The organism is Paenibacillus sp. E194 (genome assembly GCF_000935845.1).
Classification (GTDB): Bacteria; Bacillota; Bacilli; order Paenibacillales; family Paenibacillaceae; genus Paenibacillus_B; species Paenibacillus_B alvei_B.
Genome location: NZ_JMDX01000119.1, coordinates 1 through 18,014, shown reverse-complemented (window position 1 = coordinate 18,014; position 18,014 = coordinate 1). Strand labels below are relative to the sequence as shown.

18 protein-coding genes and 1 pseudogene are annotated in these 18,014 nt (G+C 44.8%); 1 reads left to right on the top strand and 18 read right to left on the bottom strand.

Going from position 1 to position 18,014, the window contains the following annotated elements; all coding sequences use genetic code 11:
• Positions 1 to 407: 407 nt before the first annotated feature.
• The 3 genes from hcp to AZ66_RS16825 form a co-directional block, all read right to left on the bottom strand.
• A complete protein-coding gene (gene hcp / locus AZ66_RS16835; RefSeq protein ID WP_044355888.1) occupies positions 408 to 1,700 on the bottom strand; it encodes a hydroxylamine reductase in 1,293 nt (430 codons plus the stop codon).
• A 215-nt stretch (positions 1,701 to 1,915) separates the two neighbouring features.
• On the bottom strand, positions 1,916 to 2,680 hold the full coding sequence (locus AZ66_RS16830) for an SDR family oxidoreductase (RefSeq protein ID WP_044355887.1): 765 nt from the start codon (positions 2,678 to 2,680) through the stop codon (positions 1,916 to 1,918).
• A 92-nt stretch (positions 2,681 to 2,772) separates the two neighbouring features.
• Complete coding sequence (locus tag AZ66_RS16825) at positions 2,773 to 3,522, bottom strand: WecB/TagA/CpsF family glycosyltransferase (RefSeq protein ID WP_082061625.1); 750 nt, start codon at positions 3,520 to 3,522, stop codon at positions 2,773 to 2,775.
• A 231-nt stretch (positions 3,523 to 3,753) separates the two neighbouring features.
• On the opposite strand from AZ66_RS16825, the gene AZ66_RS16820 reads away from it, so the two are divergent.
• Complete coding sequence (locus AZ66_RS16820; protein ID WP_036621749.1) at positions 3,754 to 4,641, top strand: cation diffusion facilitator family transporter; 888 nt, start codon at positions 3,754 to 3,756, stop codon at positions 4,639 to 4,641.
• A gap of 270 nt (positions 4,642 to 4,911) precedes the next feature.
• Here the strand turns inward: AZ66_RS16820 and AZ66_RS33370 are convergent.
• The 15 genes and pseudogenes from AZ66_RS33370 to fabG form a co-directional block, all read right to left on the bottom strand.
• Positions 4,912 to 5,022 (bottom strand): annotated as a pseudogene (locus AZ66_RS33370) (Lrp/AsnC ligand binding domain-containing protein); the annotation flags it as partial.
• A gap of 183 nt (positions 5,023 to 5,205) precedes the next feature.
• Entirely contained in the window at positions 5,206 to 7,197 is a 1,992-nt protein-coding gene (locus tag AZ66_RS16815; protein WP_044355885.1) for a S9 family peptidase, read from the bottom strand.
• A gap of 142 nt (positions 7,198 to 7,339) precedes the next feature.
• Positions 7,340 to 8,500, bottom strand: a complete 1,161-nt coding sequence (locus AZ66_RS16810; protein WP_044355884.1) for a DUF6348 family protein — start codon at positions 8,498 to 8,500, stop codon at positions 7,340 to 7,342.
• Between the two features lie 148 nt (positions 8,501 to 8,648).
• The gene (locus AZ66_RS16805) at positions 8,649 to 9,557 is read right to left on the bottom strand and encodes an ABC transporter ATP-binding protein (RefSeq protein ID WP_044355883.1); all 909 of its coding nucleotides are present in this window, start codon (positions 9,555 to 9,557) and stop codon (positions 8,649 to 8,651) included.
• A complete protein-coding gene (locus AZ66_RS16800; RefSeq protein WP_156159991.1) occupies positions 9,557 to 10,246 on the bottom strand; it encodes an ABC transporter permease in 690 nt (229 codons plus the stop codon). Before AZ66_RS16800 ends, AZ66_RS16805 begins: the two co-directional genes overlap by 1 nt.
• Positions 10,247 to 10,261: 15 nt before the next feature.
• Positions 10,262 to 10,429, bottom strand: a complete 168-nt coding sequence (locus AZ66_RS31450; protein WP_021262683.1) for a hypothetical protein — start codon at positions 10,427 to 10,429, stop codon at positions 10,262 to 10,264.
• Positions 10,417 to 11,742 (bottom strand): hypothetical protein, encoded by a 1,326-nt coding sequence (locus tag AZ66_RS16795; protein WP_044355881.1) that lies wholly within the window; start codon positions 11,740 to 11,742, stop codon positions 10,417 to 10,419. The genes AZ66_RS31450 and AZ66_RS16795 overlap by 13 nt, the downstream gene beginning before the upstream one ends.
• 20 nt (positions 11,743 to 11,762) lie before the next feature.
• Positions 11,763 to 12,422, bottom strand: coding sequence for an ATP-binding cassette domain-containing protein (locus AZ66_RS16790; protein WP_021262681.1), 660 nt, complete (start codon positions 12,420 to 12,422; stop codon positions 11,763 to 11,765).
• Between the two features lie 223 nt (positions 12,423 to 12,645).
• A complete protein-coding gene (locus tag AZ66_RS16785; protein WP_021262680.1) occupies positions 12,646 to 12,849 on the bottom strand; it encodes a hypothetical protein in 204 nt (67 codons plus the stop codon).
• 133 nt (positions 12,850 to 12,982) lie between these two features.
• Entirely contained in the window at positions 12,983 to 13,600 is a 618-nt protein-coding gene (locus tag AZ66_RS29950) for a response regulator transcription factor (RefSeq protein WP_052648568.1), read from the bottom strand.
• 237 nt (positions 13,601 to 13,837) lie between these two features.
• A complete protein-coding gene (gene fadH / locus AZ66_RS16775) occupies positions 13,838 to 14,641 on the bottom strand; it encodes a 2,4-dienoyl-CoA reductase (RefSeq protein ID WP_021262678.1) in 804 nt (267 codons plus the stop codon).
• Positions 14,642 to 14,836: 195 nt separating this feature from the next.
• A complete protein-coding gene (locus AZ66_RS16770) occupies positions 14,837 to 15,895 on the bottom strand; it encodes a right-handed parallel beta-helix repeat-containing protein (protein WP_231586908.1) in 1,059 nt (352 codons plus the stop codon).
• A 100-nt stretch (positions 15,896 to 15,995) separates the two neighbouring features.
• Entirely contained in the window at positions 15,996 to 16,544 is a 549-nt protein-coding gene (locus tag AZ66_RS16765) for a GNAT family N-acetyltransferase (RefSeq protein ID WP_044355879.1), read from the bottom strand.
• A 194-nt stretch (positions 16,545 to 16,738) separates the two neighbouring features.
• The gene (locus AZ66_RS16760; RefSeq protein ID WP_044355878.1) at positions 16,739 to 17,170 is read right to left on the bottom strand and encodes a GNAT family N-acetyltransferase; all 432 of its coding nucleotides are present in this window, start codon (positions 17,168 to 17,170) and stop codon (positions 16,739 to 16,741) included.
• Positions 17,171 to 17,329: 159 nt separating this feature from the next.
• Positions 17,330 to 18,014 (bottom strand): 3-oxoacyl-ACP reductase FabG (gene fabG / locus AZ66_RS16755; RefSeq protein WP_044355877.1); only part of this gene is annotated, 685 nt, incomplete at its 5' end.

Below are 18,014 nucleotides of genomic sequence, written 5' to 3'. Positions count from 1 at the left end.
TCATTTCTTGAGCGATATGCTTCTGAATCAAATCCTCGTGCTGTTCCTGTTGATGAATAAGTTCAACAAATATGTTGTATATTGCGTGCTTGCCATAAGCTGAAGTTACCTGATCCATGCCCTTCCTCCAACTCGATCTAATGCTTCTATTATACTCGATCAATCATCTGTAGAATAGCGACGTGCATGCAATAGATCTGACAGGCAAGCTGCGCTGGTTTTATGGTTCCGAGATTCGCATTCATCCTTAGTTTGCAGCTTGGCTGCTCATGGGCATCATGTATAAATAAAAAGAGAGGGTTTCCCCTCTCTCAGACTCGACAAAGTCCTGTCAATAGTCTGACGCGGCCCTTCAGGGATCGCGTCGCAATCGATTAACTCCATAAATACTTTATTCCATTCACCATCTAGACAAGACGGAGCATCGCCTTCATATCTTCCTGCGCATCCCCGATAAGCTTCAGGCCGAACAGATCGGTCAGCACGTTCATCACGCCTTCCGAGATGAATTCCGGAGGCTTCGGCCCGATGCGAATATCACGGATGCCCAGACTGAACAAGCCAAGCAAAATCGCAACCGCCTTCTGCTCGAACCACGAGAGCACGATCGAAACCGGTAGTTCATTGACACTGCAGCCGAAGGCGTCCGCAAGCGCAGCCGCGATCTTGACCGTGGAGCCGGAATTATTGCACTGCCCCAGATCGATATAACGCGGAATGCCCGTATCCGCCACCGTACCGTAATCGACATCATTGAACCGGAATTTTCCGCACGAGGTCGTCAAAATAACTGTATCGTTCGGAAGTGATGTCGCGAGCTCCCGGTAATACTCGCCGCCCTTGCCTGGCGCATCGCAGCCCGCGATGACGAAGAACCGCTTGATATTGCCATCCTTAACGGCCTGAATAATTTCCGGCGCCAGCCCGAGCACTGTCTCGTGGTGATATCCCGTTATCAATGTCTGCTCGCTCTCCACATCCGCCGCAGGCAGCACCAGTGCACGCTCAATCAGCGGCGAGAAATCGTCGTTCACGATCTTGGTCACACCTTCGAGCCCGGCCACGTCATAGGAGAAGAACCGATCGGCATAGCTTCCCTTAATTGGCATTACACAGTTCGTCGTCGCAAGGATGGCGCCAGGATATTGCTCAAACAGACGACGCTGGTCATACCAGGCTTTGCCGATATTGCCTTTCAAATGCGGATATTTCTTCAATGCCGGGTAGCCGTGCGCCGGAAGCATCTCGGAATGAGTGTAAATGTTGATGCCCTTGCCCTCCGTCTGCTTCAGCAATTCCTCCAACGCATACAAGTTATGCCCTGTCACGACGATAGACTTGCCCTCTATCTTGTTCTGCGGGACGGTAACCGGCACCGGAACGCCGAAATGCTCCGTGTGGGCCCGATCCAGCACATCCATTATGCGGATCGCCGCGCCCCCTACCTTCATCGCCATGTCCAGATGCTCTTGTAAGTTGAAATTGGAGTTAGTCAACGTCATATAAAGCGCTTCATGCGTAATCGCGTCAACCTCTTCATCGACATAACCCAACTGACGCGCATGCGTCGCATACGCCGCGATGCCTTTCAACGCAAACACGATCGTATCTTGTAGACTGGCAATTGTCTCGTCCTTGCCGCACACTCCGACAACCTTGCAGCCGCCCGTCGGCGTCTGCTCGCATTGATGACAGAACATTTGCGCTTCCCCCTGTCAAAATGATTTTCTATTTCCAACATACTACATGGGAAAGCACCCCTGAGTGCGTACGATCACAACAAATATTTCAAAATCATGAATATCGCGTCAATTTCACAATCTCGCCTCATATCACAAAAAACAGTGCGTCCATAACGGATCACGCTGCCCATATGCGATAAGTGGGTATCCCCTTTCTTTAATTGCTGGCGCTATTACAAATGTGATCCTCCGCTCGCGTCAATCAATTGTCCGGTTACCCAACGACTATCTGCTGAAGCTAGAAATGCGGCTATATCAGCTACATCTTCCGGTTCTCCCCACCTATTGAAGGCCGACAGTCCAGCCGCATACTTTTGTCCTTCGGTCTGGCTTAATGTGCCAGCGTTCATCTCTGTGTTAATGATCCCTGGCAGAATGGCGTTCACCGTAATTTGGCGTTTCCCAAGTTGCTTAGCGAGAGCGGATGTAAGTGTGTTGATCGCCCCCTTAGTCATGCTGTACGTAAAGACGACTGGCGAGGCCGCTCGGGTGACAAAGGATGAAATATTAATGATGCGTCCCCCATCATTTAATCGCGGCAGCGCTTGTTGAATGACGAAAAAAGGCCCTTTGACATTGATGCTCATTACTTCATCGAACGATTCTTCCGTTGCCTCTTCCAGGCTCAATATTTGGCCGATTCCAGCGTTATTCACCAGAATATCGAAGCGATTATTCCCTGTATGCTTCTGCAAAGTGTCGTCTAGAGACCTATATAAATCATGAATCCCGCTCAATTGACTGATATCTGCGCCTACCTTAAAGGCCAGGCCACCCTGTTGTTGAATATGCCGTACCACTTCCTCAGCATGTTCTTCTCTTCTCCCGAAATGCACCGCAACGAAGGCACCTTCACGCGCAAGGCGCAGCGCAATGGCACGTCCGATTCCTCGACTAGAGCCGGTTACGACGGCGACTTTACCTTGTAAGCTGTTCATAGTTCATCTCCTTATGTATAGGGTCAACTATGTTATAGCACAAGGCATATTTTGAAATGTTGCTCTTACATCTATTCTGACCTAATCTCCGCTCATTCTTTATTTTCTTTGTAAAAGACAGCTTTGACGGCGAAGCGCGGCAAAATCAATTGTCTCTTCCATCTCGACGGCTGATTAAGCAGCCGATGCAGCCATTCCAGATTCAGCTTCTGCCACACAGCAGGGGCTCTCTTGACCTTCCCTGCTACGATGTCCAGACTTCCGCCGACGCCAATTGCTACGCGGGAATGGAGCTGATGCTTGTATTTATGTATCCAACGTTCAGCGAAAGGTGCTCCGAGTGCCACGATTAATATATCCGGCTTCACGGCAGCAATATCGCCAACAATCTTGGCTTCGTCCTCTGAATGGAAGAATCCATGATGCCTTCCTACAACATGCACATGAGGATAAGACTCCTGGATAACCTCAGCGGCTCTCTTGCTCACGGCTTCTTCTGCACCAAGCAAGTAGAAAGACCACTTGCGCTGATTCCCTTCCCTTAAGAGATTGAATAATAAGTCACAGCCAGTCACCCGTTCAGGAAGCGGATTGCCCTTCAAGCGAGATACCATGACAATGCCGATACCGTCAGCTGTGAGCAGCCCCGCATCGTCAATGATTGCTCGCAAATTGTTATCCTGTTGGCAGGCCATCGTAATTTCAGGATTTAGCGTTACAACATGGAACAATTGTTGATTCTCCGTGCCCTCTGTATGAATGACATCGCTAATGATATGCACAGTCTCTGTCATCGTTATTTTAGGGACAGGTATTCCCATAATTCGAGTTTCGTTCGACACAAAGATGCCTCCTTGTCCAAGTATATCCATATAGTAGCACAACTTCTGCACGGAGTGCCGCACTATATGGAATATGATGGTATGGCGCAGTCTTTTTGCATGGTATCAACTTTTTTCAATTGCCCCTATTTATCTGACGTCATGAAAAAAGGTTTCTATAGACCCACTCGATTTTCATCTGCTATGGTTGATTATATTGGTAATAATAAGTTGATGATTATGGTAAGGGTGATGATCTTGAACGGACAAAAGGTTGCTTTTTTATCAGTTCTTAGCAATACAACTGTTGTGATATTAAAGCTTGTCGTAGGAATTCTGACGGGATCGATTGCTGTTATATCAGAGGCGATCCATTCTTCCTTGGACTTGGCAGCGTCTGTAATTGCGTTTTTCTCCGTGCGCATATCGAATCGTTCAGCGGATCGCAATCATCCCTATGGACATGGTAAGGTTGAAAATATTTCGGGTACGATCGAAACACTGCTCATCTTCGTTGCAGGCATTTGGATTATATATGAGTGTGTTCATAAGTTATTGCGGCCAGCAGAAATTGAGATGCCGTATCTTGGAATCGCGGTTATGTTTATTGGTGCCGGGATTAACTTGGTCGTTGCGAGGAAGGTTGGCAAGACAGCAGATGAGCTGCATTCAGTTGCGATGAAGTCGAATGCACTGCATTTGCTTACTGACGTGTATACGTCACTTGGCGTAGGTGTAAGCTTGCTGCTCGTAACGCTGACAGGGTGGACAATTTTAGATCCGATTATTGGGATCCTTCTTGCGGTGTACATTATGAAGGAAGCATTCACGCTTATGAAGGAATCATTTCCTCCCCTGATTGATGCTAGATTGTCTGAAGAGGAAGAGCAGCAGCTTCAGCAGCTGATACTCTTGCACAAAGATAAGTATATTGAGTATCACGATTTTCGTACGAGACGCTCCGGCCCTGTTGAATACGTGGACTTTCATCTCGTGGTACCTTCAGGCATGGATATTGCAACCGCGCATCACCTGTGTGATGAAATTGAACATACAATTCAGGGCAGTTTCGAGCGTGCAGAAGTAATGATTCATATTGAGCCCGAGCATGAACGAAGAGATAGGCTTGCTCAGCAATAAATAGATAGACAGGACAGATCCCTTTCCCGGGATTGCCCTGTCTTTGTTTTCAATGCTTCTTGGCGTACCAAATAGGCACAAGACGATAGTTCCAAAAATATTCAATCCCATTTTGATTCGATTGAACTTCATTGCTGCTACACCATAAATCGCGGCCAACATAAACACCCCATCAACAAAAGCAGTACCCAGCACTGCGGTTACAGCAGTTAGAAATCCCTGTAATGTGGCGGTCTGAAAAATAAAAATGCACACTGGCAAATGTTCTAATTCCTGCGTATCTGCAACGAGTACCTTTAATAAATAGTCGTATTGGCCGGCTACATGATGACATTCGAGTACAGGCTTGCACGCGACAACTGCTTGCCTAAAATCCTCAATATGTGCGGATTGATCTTAATCCAATCAGATGTAAGTTGGCAATGTATCTTAACATTTTAGTAGAAAAGATCGATTCAACTAATCAAATAAAAAAGAACAGATGGAAAGCACATCCTTTCCAATCTGTTCTTATCCATTTCCTATTCGGATTTAATGATTGCTAGAGGGACTATCGTAGGTAGCCTACACATATTGCTTCATCCAGCCAACAATCCGGTTCAGACGTTCTACACGAAGCTCTGGGTGCCCGTTGCGCGATAGATCATGATTCGCATCAGGGAATCGCACGAGCTGCGTAATCTTGCCCAGGCGCTTCAAGGCCACATATAGCTGCTCAGCCTGCTCGATTGGACAGCGCAAATCCTGTTCGCCGTGCAAAATAAGGAGCGGTGTCTGTACGTTGTCCACATAGGCGAGTGGTGAATGCTTCCATAGCTTATCCGGGTCTTCCCATGGCTGTGCACAGATCTGATACTCGGTAAAGAAATAACCGATATCACTAACCCCATAGAATGAGAACCAGTTCGAAATCGAACGCTGTGTAACAGCTCCCTTGAAACGGTTCGTATGGCCGACAACCCAGTTCGTCATGAAGCCGCCATAGCTGCCGCCCGTAACGCCAAGCCGATCTTCATCGATGAAGTCGTAGCGAGCAATCGCCTGATCAACGGATTCCATAATGTCCTCGTAGTCCTTCCCGCCATAATCCCCACGGCAAGCATCCACGAACTTCTGGCCATAACCGAGACTCCCGCGCGGATTCGAATAGAGAACCGCATAGCCTTGAGCGGCAAGCAGTTGGAACTCATGCATGAAGGAATTCGCATACATCGTATGCGGCCCGCCATGAATTTCAACAATTGTCGGTACCTTATCGCCTGCAGACATTGCTGGTGGCTTCATGATCCAAGCTTGCACCTTCCAGCCATCGGTTGTCTGGAACCAGAACGATTCCGGCTGGCTTAGCGTCAGTTCCGCTAGTAAACGTTCGTTCGGGGCTTCAATCAGCTGTTCTTGCCCTGTGCCCAAATTCTTGATGAATAGCTCTCCAGGCTGCAGCATATCAGCCGAAATGAATACAATCTGCTCTCCGTCCTTCGTGATCGTAAATTGAGTTATCTCCCGATCACCGGCCGTTACATATTCACAGCTACCTTCTAACGAGATCCGTGCGAGCTGTACATTGCCTTCCGCTGAGACAAGCGAGTATACAGCAGAACCGTCTGATGTAAAGATGAGTGGCGAGGATCCAAGAGCCTTCATATCGGTAACTGCTGCATTGCCTACGTACAGATCAAGATCGGCAGTAACGCATTCAGGTGCTCCTCCTGCTGCTGGTACGATGTATACCTTAAGCAGGGTGGCGTTCTCGTATTGTCGATCATGTCCATAGAATGCAATCGATTGGCCGTCCGGCGAGAATGCGAGCTTCCCGATGACGAGACCAGATTCCGTTACACGACGGCACACTCTATCCTCACAGTTTACGATATAAATGAATTGACTAAGAACCAGATCAGGGTCAACTTCTTTATCCTCAACACGATTCGTGGAGAAGGCCACTTCCTTCCCGTCTGGTGACCATACGAAATCATGGACATCATAATCTCCGGAAGTCAATTGTACGGATTGGCCTGTTTCGATATGATGAACAAATAAATGAGTGCGCTTTCCGTCCAGCAAACCTCTTCCATCGGCCTTGCATCTTAACCGATCGACAACAATCACCTGCTTGCCTGACTCCTGACTATCGTCCTCAGGTTGCACCTTCTCTTCTTTCTTGGACGTATCGATACTCGCTGAATACAACAGACGAGATCCATCCGGAGACCATGTGAATGCGCTGACTCCGAACTCCGAACTTGTAATCGCTTCTGCTTCGCCACCGTCAGCTGCCATTGTCCAAATCTGCTGGTGCTTATCCTTCTTGCGAAGAAAGGCCAGCTTCTGACCGTCCGGCGACCAGTCCGGAGCGCTATCCTGCTCTCCATGAGTAAATACCTTGCTCATCGTTCCGTCTGCTGACGTGATATGTATGCGTGATCGATAACCGCTCTTCTCTTCATTGACCTGCTTCGCTACATAAGCAATCGTTCCGTCTGTTGGATTGACAACCGGATCAGACAACCACACGAACCGGTATAAATCTTCTGCAGTGATGGTACGACGTTCCATTGCAACACCTCCCATGATTGATATACATAGTATGGCATTCTTTTCCTGAAAAAGACAAGTGCCTTCAGTGCCTTCGAACTAACTTCAGCCCATTACACCCCTTCATGCAATGGGATAATGAATTTATTAGTGTCTCTCTTCCTCATCTAAATCGATATTGCTCCGACATTCCGTAAGAAAGCGTTAAGACGCCGCCATCCTTCACCAAGTCCGCTCCCTGCTCCTTCGCTTGGCAAATTACGTTATAAATAGAGCTGACACTTATATATTGCTTGTATATGTCATCATCAAATTCTCCTGTACGGAATCCCTCAAACAATGCAGCGGAAATCATAAAATAGCTGGAAAATTGATTCCGATACACACTGAAGGATTCATCTCCCCTATACAGAAGCATCTCTTCGTTGTAAGTAAGCATATCGAAAGCATTCTCTGCACAGATCTCAGGCAAAAAGGCGTATAGCTCCTGGGCTAAATCAGCATCCTGCAATCGCTCGGCCAATAAATCCGGGAAACTGTCGTACTTCTCCTGCGTATCGCACTCCATGAAGAGGCGTACTGCTGTATGCGTGGCGTCCTCAATTTGCTGCGGCTGATATGGATACGGTGTATATGTGTCCTCCGTCTGCAGTAAGAAAATAAACTGCTTCTGAGATGCAAAGCCTTCCACCTGCCACTTGCTTGCGATATCCGCTACCATTTCTCCCAATTCCGGGCTCGAAATATCATTTATGCGACATTCGCCAGTAATGTCATCTCCGTGCTTTGCGGCATAGATTTTGATATAGCACAACTTCTGATCGCCGATTCTCTTCGCGATTTCGTCCTTAAGCGTTTCCCAATATGGGGATTCTTCCATCTCAGGCGATGATTCTCCCAGGCCGACGATATTGCTCTTATACGCCTTCCAGTGATGCACGGTGTCTCCGTAAGTCGTATGCAGCGTCTCAGGATTTCTGTCCTGCTCCATGGAGGCGATTCCTTCCATGAGGGAGAAGGCAAAGCCACCTATTGCGGTGCCGAATGCATTTTTTAGATTACTACCGATGCCCGCCGTCGTTTCGAAAATATCGCGATCCCATTTCGGTGAACTTACTTGAAATTGTAGCATGACAGTCTGATCCGTCCACTTCGCCACATGAGGACGGATTGTAAGTTCCCATTTCGGGATGATGATGCAATCCCCTTCTATCATTTCCTCAGCCTCAAAAATTCCTCTCATCCCTTGATGAAGCAAAAAATGTGCGGGGTCATCAATCTTTTCTTCTTCCCAATCCAGCGCGATTTCTTGTTCTCTCGTCATCTTGCGGCTCCTCCCTATATGTCTGCTTGCTCATATGCTTTATCAAAGGATACCATATTTCAGGGCTGCCGAGTGACATACAAAAAGAAAACAGCAGCATCGCTGATGCTGCCTCTATCTGTTTCACCTGTTCAATTTTTTGCAGCAGCTATTTTTCAAAGAAAATATCCTCTAGCGTAACTTGCTTCGGATCCAATTTATAAAGACGCACATTGTTGTCCACCAACGTTTGCACGATATCAGGGATGGCTTCCTCATCAGTGATTGTGCAAGAGATTTCCCTTTCTGAAACGGTGAGGTTCTCTGCGATATCGATGAGTTGCTTTTTTATATGTTCCCCCTGCTCGGGAGACAAAGGACTGATTTTGCAGAATAATTCGATATGCTGCTGATATTCCTTTCTTAAGTCTTCCATCGTGCCGTATTTGGTAATAATGCCATGTTCCATAATGGCAATTCGATTGCATAACATCTCCACTTCGTGGAGGTTATGTGAGGTTAAAAAAATCGTCTTACCTTGACTATGAAGGTTCCGAATGATTTGCTGAATATCGACCGCCGATTCAGGATCTAGTCCAGAAGTAGGTTCATCAAGGAAAATAAGTTCCGGGTCGCCGAGCAGAGCTTGCGCTATTCCGAGCTTTTTTTTCATGCCAAACGAAAACCCTCTTACCTTGCTTTCTTCATGACCTCGCAAACCCACTACTCCCAAGAGTTCAACGAAATCATCTCGTTTCGATTTCATTCGTTTCAATTCAGAAAAATAATTCAGGTGCCCAAGTGCGGTCATGTCATAATAATAATTAGCCGCATCCGGCATAACGCCAACCTTGCTTTTGATTTCGTTAATCCGGGCATGATTCTCTCCTAGTATATGAAAACTGCCTTCCGTTGGATGCACGATCCCAGTCAGCATATTGATGGTTGTTGACTTACCCGCTCCATTTTTGCCAAGAAATCCAAACAATTCCCCACGCTTTACCTCAAACGTAACTCCCTTAACGACATATTTATCTTTATATTTCTTTTTCAGACCGTGTACCTCGAGCGCATTCATTATAAGTCCTTCCTCCTGAAAATGAAGATGGCCACATATACAAACAGGATGGAAATCACGAACGGAAAATAGGATTTCCAGTTCGATTCAATGAGATAATAATAAGGAGTTGCATATTTAATGAGCTGAGATGCTTGATTTTCCGTAAAAACGCTCCACATTCCAGCGGCTGGTAACAGTAGTCCACACAGCAAGCTCGCGAAAATCGAATAACTACCTTTGGGAATGATTGTGGATAACAGCATATTCACACCGACGGCAAACGAAATAAACACGATTAGTCGAATATATTCTAAAACATAAAGCTGCCCGATACTTAGGAAAATGACTGTGAATGAACAGGCCAGACATACTGCCCAAAACAATAAAATGCCGAGATATTTCCCGAAAACGATGGACGTCTTCGGTACTTTAGTCACGACAAATCGAATGGTTTGGCTCTCCACTTCCCGATTAATCGTATCGTGGGAAAGGGTTAATACAAATAAAAAACCAAGCACCGTTACAAGGAAACGAATACCTGATACATAGGGATTTGATTCCTCTCCGAACATCAAACCCGGATTATTTTTCACGAAATTCGATATTGAGAAAGCAACGATACAAAACAATAGCACTATCGCAACGGATTTAAAGCTTTTGAATAACGTCAAAAATTCCCTTTTCGCAATTGCGTACATGCCGGTCAAGCCGCCCCCTTTTCTTTATTTGTCATGATGCTCAACCTGATCTGAGCCTTTCTTTTTTCTGTTCCCCGTGAACGCCATGACCAAGCCAACGATCATAATAACGACAAAAATATACTGATACGGCGTGCTTGAGCGAAACACGATATAACCAATAAGGCCGATAAGTATAATTAGATGCGCCATGTTATCTCCTCCCTTTTATTTCTTTTTCTGTTTGCCTGCCATCCAAATGCAATAATAATGAACACGTCAATGATTATATGAAAGTTGTAAATGAGAACTAGCGCCATTAGGCATAACGCACTGTACAAAGCAACTAGTTTCAACCTATGTATTTTCGAATCAGGAGGACTTGAAATGCGGAATCGAGTCCCGATTAAATAGCAGCAAATCAAATAAAGAAGGCTTTTGGCCAATACAATGATTGAAATATCTATAAGCATGTATCTGTAAATGAAGCCGATTGATCCGAATAAACAGACAAACAGCAGCCCGCAGCTCTGCACGATCCTTGATTCCACAAATGTGGAAACCGGAAAAAAACGCAGCAGCGAGTGCTTTTCAAGCAGAAAATTCAATCGAATCTCACTGAAAAAATAAATACTCATAATATAGGCCATTACCATGAAGTTTATCGAGGTGTTCGTGTTTTCTTGCAGCATATAGCTAAACGTAGAATAAGCTACGGTCAATGAAGCGATAAGAGCATACTTCGATAAAATTTGAATATTTCGTATGTAAGCCAATAATTGATATCCCATAAGCGATCTCCATTGCAAAGGCATAACATAGATGCGGGAAATCTTAGATATTGCACGGCTTAACCGAATTACGGCAGCGGGGACAGCGTTTTTTTGGGCTACTAGCAATTTGGATACAATGATGGGGCAAATGATGGCGGTCAACACAAATCCAGATATTATTATTATATCAAAATAATGGCTGAAAATCACCTGTATGTGATACTGAAGTTGATTTGCATTGCTAACGACTAAGCTGATAACCAATAAAAGAACCGGGAATGCAAAATGATAAAGAAATTTTTCTTTATAAAATATGTAAACATACTCAATCGTCTGAGCTATAAAGAGCATGATGAACAGTCTTGTAAACAAAATCAGCGCGTCTATCCACGCAACCTGGCACAAAAGGAAAACAAGAATGAAAGTTGCATACAGCAGCATTTGATCAAGATTTATAACTTTGCATACATAATTCATCCGAATAATAATTACTTTACTAAGAGGTGTCGTCTTTAGAAACGAAAACAAGTGGCCCATGTTCCCTTTTTTCGGGTCTTCCATAAAGATCGCAATGACGTGCAAAAAGAAAAGAATTGACGGAATGGATTTTAAGACAAGCTCGGTATCTCTGACATACAATAAAGCTACAAACGCCAATCCCCCTGCAATGAGAGCGCTGATTATCGACAGCGCCCACGAAAACGAATACCCAAGTATTCTCGAATAAAGCTGGCGATACTCCTTCATTAACATATCGTCTCTGTCCTCACTCGCTATTTGGCTATCTGCATAATCTGATTGTTCTCTATCCGATACACTACTGTAGATACTGCTTTGAGCAAGTCTTGCAAATGAGTCGTAAATAGTACAGACCTATTATTCCTAGCACGTTCTTGAAATAGGCTGATCACGGCTTCCACTGAAGATTGATCAAGTCCCTCAAATATCTCATCACATATCAATAATGCAGGATCATATAATAACGCGCCAAGCAGCAGGGCTTTCTTTTTCGTTCCAAAAGACAATTCCTTCATTAACCGTTCAAGATGGGATTCTATTCCTAACTGTACAGAAAGATCATTGGCGTAATGCAACGTTTCTTTTTCAGGCAACTGATAAACAGCTATTATGAAGCGATAATATTCCAGGGGAGTCAGCAAGTCGCACAGGTCATGACCGTCAGAAGGGATATAGGCGGAGTGCAGCCTAATCTGTTCGCGATTGTTCAATTGGTGACCAGCAATCGTAACTTCTCCGTCATCGAACGGCTCATAACCTAATATGCATTTTAAAAATATGGTTTTCCCCATCCCATTCTTGCCGACGAGGGCGCAAATTTCTCCCGACTGGATTTGAAGATTAACGTTTTCGAATAACATTTGCTTTTGAAATGCCTTAGATAAATTAAAAACTTCTAGCGTAGAATGTGGCATATTTGAATTCTTCCCCAATATAATGTAATATATGGTGACGGCAGCAAATATAGGTTGTCGGCAATCGGATTTCAATAACAGGCAAAAGGAACCAACCGGCAAGTTATTCCTTTTGCGGCATACCCGCTTAGCATGTGATGATGAACAAGTATCGATGACGCCTCTTCTATTCTAGAACCGGCGATGATTGGTGCGAATCGTTGCGTGCTAAGCGATTTCTTTTTTACAGCCCCAAAATGCGTGCAATAGCTTCCAACACGGACTGACCGAAACCGGACAAGTAGTTCACCAGAGCATCGAATCCGGACATAATCGCCTCAACGATCGCCGAACCTGCAATGTACTCAATTGCTTTCTTCACCCAACTGCTGAGACCATTCCATCTGTCAATCAAATACCGAGCAATTCTTCTAACCAGAGCACCCATTCAAATCCCTCCATTTTGATAGTTTCAACCTATATTTGCTGCCTATCTCAAATATAAGGGTTACTATTCCGAAAATGGAATTAGGTGGAATGCGAATAATTTGCTTCGGTATCCCGCAATAGTCTCTTCGGTATTACAAGTTTGACTGATGCATGTTTCTCCTCTTCATCATCTCGATGCATTCCCCTCTTGAATGGACGCCCAACTTATCATAGATTCGCCTCAAGTAGTTTTCGACGGTTCTAGTACTTACAAATAGTTGTTTTGCAATTTGCATATTCGTGAATTTGCGGAGAACAAAAGACAAGATACGTTGTTCATGTACGGTCAGCACTTTCATGCTGTCATTGGGGGAATATAGTTGGGTTATGCTGGAGATGGGGACAATCGTTTCCCCGTGCATAACTGTACTAATCATTCTGGTAATCTGATTCTTTTTCGATTTCCTTGGAAGAATACCGCTTAAACCCAGCTCTGACATGTGATAGAATGAGATATGATCTGAAATTACAACGATTTTCGATGTGGGTAGCGTTTTATTTATGATCGAAATGATATCCAATTGATTATCGAATTCTTCCATAGCCACTAGCGCCACATCTATAGTGACCTTTGGCAATTGGTCAAATGCCGATTTATCAGGCTCCTCCAATAACATTGCCTCTGTAAGACTGACTCCTTCCACAATTTCTTTTAATGCAGATGCTTTTAAAGGGTGATCGCAAACAATTAACACTTTACAAACATCCACTATAATTGCAACCTCCTTATATCCTATGAAAATTAATACACATAGTTCTATAATAGGAAAATATCACCATATATATGGTAGTCCACTATCCTTCTTCTGTCAACTATCTCTCGCTGTACAATTTTTATCATTTCCGATTTATCACTTCCTGTCATGCATAATTAAAAACGACTTCCTCATAAAGAAGTCGTTTTAATTATGTCCTAGTAATACTCATCATCAGAAAGTCATGCTATCTTACATTGCTCCAGTACGTTCCCACTGGTGAAGAAAGCCTTTATCCAGCCAGCTACCCCCGTCTACCGTAATCACGTCACCCGTAATGAAGGAAGAGTAGCGGGAGACCAAGAAAGCTGCGACAGAAGAAATTTCCTCTTTCGTTCCTAATCGCTTCAGTGCGACGTTATCAATTACGGCTTCCTTCATTTGCTCATTTGCCATCAGCTTCTCAATCCCGCCGGTTCCTTCAATTGGGCCTGGTGCGAGACAGTTGATGCGGATTCCGTATTTCCCCCATTCTGAAGCAAGCGTGCGCGACATGGCAATAACTCCAGCCTTCGCGGAAGCGGAATGCACGACTCCTGGACCTCCTGTCCATGCATAACTGGCAACAATATTAAGAATCGCGCCTCCCTTACCAGCCGCAATCATTTGTTTTCCAACTGCCTGACTGCAGTACCATGTTCCGTTAAGTACGATATTTTCCACCGCGTTCCAGCCATTCACGGTCAAATCCTCGGCCCTGCATACGAAATTACCTGCTGCATTATTCACGAGAATGTCAATGCCGCCCCATGTCTGTACCGTTTCATGCACCATGGCTTGCACCGTTTCGGGATCACGTACATCGCACTCATATGCCTTAGCCTTTCCTCCATGCGATGTGATTTCTTCTACGACTGGACGCAAGCGTTCCATACTTCTACCACAAATCATGACTGAAGCTCCAAGGCGGGCAAAGTAGAATGCCATATCCTTACCCATCCCGGATGATCCTCCCGTAATTATAGCCACTTTACCCTGTAAAAGATCTTGCTCCATTTCTGCGTTCCCCCTTATTTGCTTCATCGCACACAGGTTTCCGCTTCCATTCTGAGCAGATCGGAAATGAGGCATCACACTGGGAGTTCGCAATCTTATCCGATCGACACTTTGTTGATAAAATGCAAGCGAATACAATACATAAATTTACATTTACCATACCACACGCATTTATATCTGTAAACGCTCTCCCACTTATTTCATTTGAACATTGGTTACATGTACAGTTATATTGCCTCTATACATATTCCCAGCGGGGGATCGAACCGTATTGGCTGCTTGAGCACTTGAATTATTATATGCAGCAATGACGTAGGCATCTGCATTATCCATGTACACGATGTTATTCATGAATTGATTGTTGATTCCCCATCCGGTTACAACCTCATGGAGCTGGAAAGCATCTACGATCACATTGTTGTTGCCCTGATATCCCACATTATTGCGTATGATGGCATCATTGCCCTTCACATCGATAAAGCTGTCCGCATAGTTCGCCCCACTGATTCCCTCGCCGTAAAATATGCAATTTTCCACAATAGTTCCGATTGTTCTTTCCTTAATATCAACATGTTCAGCAGTGACATGAGGGCCAAATCCAACATTGCGTATGATGTTGTAGTGCGTCGCTTGATTGTAGCCAGCCCCTTCAGCAGAACCCACGTATACACCTTCCCCATATCCAGGAGACGTTCTTCCTGTGTGATGGATGCTTGAATTCTGTATCGTGTTGTAAGAGCTGCCATCTCGGAAATGCACACCCTCCATGCCTGTGTTGTAAACTTCTACTTCGTTGATGAGCGAATAATTGGAATGATCCAGGACAATACCCTTCTGTGCATTCGTAAATTTGAGATTGCGTATCTCCCAATAATCGCCTCGTATCCGCAAGGCATAACCCGATGAGGTTGAAATTCCGGATAGTATAGCAGGATTACTAGGGTCAGCACTGCGAATTACAATAGGCTGGCCAGATGATCCATTTATGTCTGAGGAAAAGCTGCCCTTATATATTCCCGGCGCAAGCACGATTGAGCTCCCTGAAGTAACACTCTTCAATGCCTTGGATAAACAGGATGCCGTATTGCAAGTTATCTCCTTCGGATCAATTCTGATGCTTGCTGATAATGGTTCCCCAACATTGCTGCTCCAAGCTAAAGCTTGGGTTGGTGCTAAGCTAATTACTAGTAACAAAATCAGGCCGTACATCCATCCTCGTTCTGATTGCAACGAACGCAGATCAGTTACTCGCATCTCCATGCCTCCTCATCGTATTGATACTTACATATACTTTTCTGACAGAGGGTTCATACGATACAATTTACAATTGCAGCAGTTATAGCTATCGTGGATGTTATTCAGCTGTAAATCGTGCCATTACGATCGTGTTATAATAATGACCGTCTGACAAGAGCTTATCCTTTTTTAAAATTCCTTCTACCTCAAAGCCAAGCTTTTTGTAAAGGCGAATCGCACTTTCATTCGTTTCCAGCACATTCAAAGTAATTTTCTTAATCCCGTTGGCTTCTGCCCATGCAATCGACTGCTGCATCAGGTTTTTGCCAATGCCGTATCCCCAATATTCTTTCAATACACATACTCCAAATTCAACTTTATGTGAGAATCGTTTCAAATAAGTTCCCGCGCATCTCGAAAATCCGACGATACGATTCTGCATAACAGCAACGAGAAACAAATTTCTTGAGCACTCGGAGTCCGATTTGATTATCTGTTCGAATCCGCTGACATCGATGAAGGCCTCTCCTTGTTCGCGATCCATATTTTCGGTCTCCCCGTCAATTTGCATTCTTACTATAGATAACGCTGTCGCGTCGCTGTTCACCGCAGATCGAATCGTATAACTAAGACCGTTAACGTTGAATTCTCTATCATCTATTATCATTTCATATAAACCTCCTTGAAACCAGGTTACCGGAAAGCTAGAACCAAGCATACTTTCTAAACAAAACAAACAAGGATGAGTCTTTAAGCTAGGGAAATGACCCTTTCTGGACTCATCCTTTTATAAAATCTATTTCCTATCGCTTCTTACATGGTGTACGTGCGTATTCTCCGCCAAATGATTACCTCGTCATACTATTTTGACAGCTTCAAATGCAAGATCGGATAAGGGCGTCCGCTACTATCCGTTTGCGATTCATCTACGATCGAGAATCCATTTTTCAGATAATACATTTTTGCACGCTCATTATCTTTATTGACATCAACTGAATTTACCCCAAACTCCTTGATAAGCAATTGAATGATTTGTGTTCCATACCCTTTTCCGATCTCGTCGGGTTCTAAAAACAACATCTCCAAATGGTTCTCATTGGTACCCGAAAAGCCGACGAAAGAGCCTTCAACAAACCAAAGACGCACATCAAGATGAGGAAAATACAAAGGGATTTCTTTACGAATTTCCAGCTTATCTTCAAGTTTCAAAAAATGATGGGTAGCGGTTACGGATCTATCCCACAAATTCAAAATGAGCTCATGATCATTTACTGTCGCTTTTCTGTTTTTCATAATAACTATCCTCCTATTTTTTCATCACGCTCCCTTCCACTATTTATTAATGATCTTAATTACACTGCTCCAACCCATATATGACATCATCATATTCTCCCTTTGCCGTTCTAATCGGTTATTACAAAAGAACCTGCCTGTTTTCAATCATTTTATGTATCAGTTCTGCCCCATCGCTTCCAGACTCTCTGGAAGAAGCTGACCGCCATCAACGATGATGGTTTGACCCGTAATATAACCTGCCTCCCTCGAAGCCAAAAAAAGAGCGGCGTAGGCGATATCTTCGACGTTTCCAAGCCGCTTGAGCGGAACGGACGCTGTCATCGTGTTCAGATAATGATCCCCAAGACCTTCTAAGCCTTCCGTCATGATGTTACCGGGCATGACGGCGTTGATTGTGATATTGTAACGCGCAAGCTCGAGCGCCGCACTGCGCATGAATCCAAGCTGAGCGGCTTTGCTCGCGCCGTAGTGCGACCATCCGACATAACCGGTGGCCGGTCCCGTAATGGAAGAGGTAACAATGATCCGGCCATACTCCGCTTTCTTCAAAAAAGGCAGGCAGGCTTGAAGGGAAAACAGCGTTCCGCGTGCATTCGTGTTCATCACCTGATCCCAATGCTCTCCGGTCATCTCCTCAATCGGCGCATTCGGAAAAATACCGGCATTGGCACAAAGTACGTCAATCCCCCCGAAAGTACTTGCCGTTTCGCTCGCAACGCTCTTCATCGATTCCAAATCGGCGACATTGCCTTCGAAGGCATGAGCACAGCCTCCGTTCTCTCGGATTTCCGTTGCAGTTTCCTCCGCTTTCGTCAGGCTGCGTGCGACAACTGCGACTTTC

Coding starts and splice junctions, on each gene's coding strand:
- AZ66_RS16760 (WP_044355878.1), bottom strand. CDS start 17,170: ATGAAAAACAGAAAAGCGACAGTAAATGATCATGAGCTCATTTTGAAT.
- hcp (WP_044355888.1), bottom strand. CDS start 1,700: ATGTTCTGTCATCAATGCGAGCAGACGCCGACGGGCGGCTGCAAGGTT.
- AZ66_RS16790 (WP_021262681.1), bottom strand. CDS start 12,422: ATGCCACATTCTACGCTAGAAGTTTTTAATTTATCTAAGGCATTTCAA.
- AZ66_RS16795 (WP_044355881.1), bottom strand. CDS start 11,742: ATGTTAATGAAGGAGTATCGCCAGCTTTATTCGAGAATACTTGGGTAT.
- AZ66_RS16770 (WP_231586908.1), bottom strand. CDS start 15,895: ATGCGAGTAACTGATCTGCGTTCGTTGCAATCAGAACGAGGATGGATG.
- AZ66_RS16815 (WP_044355885.1), bottom strand. CDS start 7,197: ATGGAACGTCGTACCATCACTGCAGAAGATTTATACCGGTTCGTGTGG.
- AZ66_RS16765 (WP_044355879.1), bottom strand. CDS start 16,544: ATGATAATAGATGATAGAGAATTCAACGTTAACGGTCTTAGTTATACG.
- AZ66_RS16830 (WP_044355887.1), bottom strand. CDS start 2,680: ATGAACAGCTTACAAGGTAAAGTCGCCGTCGTAACCGGCTCTAGTCGA.
- AZ66_RS16810 (WP_044355884.1), bottom strand. CDS start 8,500: ATGACGAGAGAACAAGAAATCGCGCTGGATTGGGAAGAAGAAAAGATT.
- AZ66_RS31450 (WP_021262683.1), bottom strand. CDS start 10,429: ATGGCGCATCTAATTATACTTATCGGCCTTATTGGTTATATCGTGTTT.
- AZ66_RS16820 (WP_036621749.1), top strand. CDS start 3,754: ATGATCTTGAACGGACAAAAGGTTGCTTTTTTATCAGTTCTTAGCAAT.
- AZ66_RS16785 (WP_021262680.1), bottom strand. CDS start 12,849: ATGGGTGCTCTGGTTAGAAGAATTGCTCGGTATTTGATTGACAGATGG.
- fadH (WP_021262678.1), bottom strand. CDS start 14,641: ATGGAGCAAGATCTTTTACAGGGTAAAGTGGCTATAATTACGGGAGGA.
- AZ66_RS16805 (WP_044355883.1), bottom strand. CDS start 9,557: ATGAATGCGCTCGAGGTACACGGTCTGAAAAAGAAATATAAAGATAAA.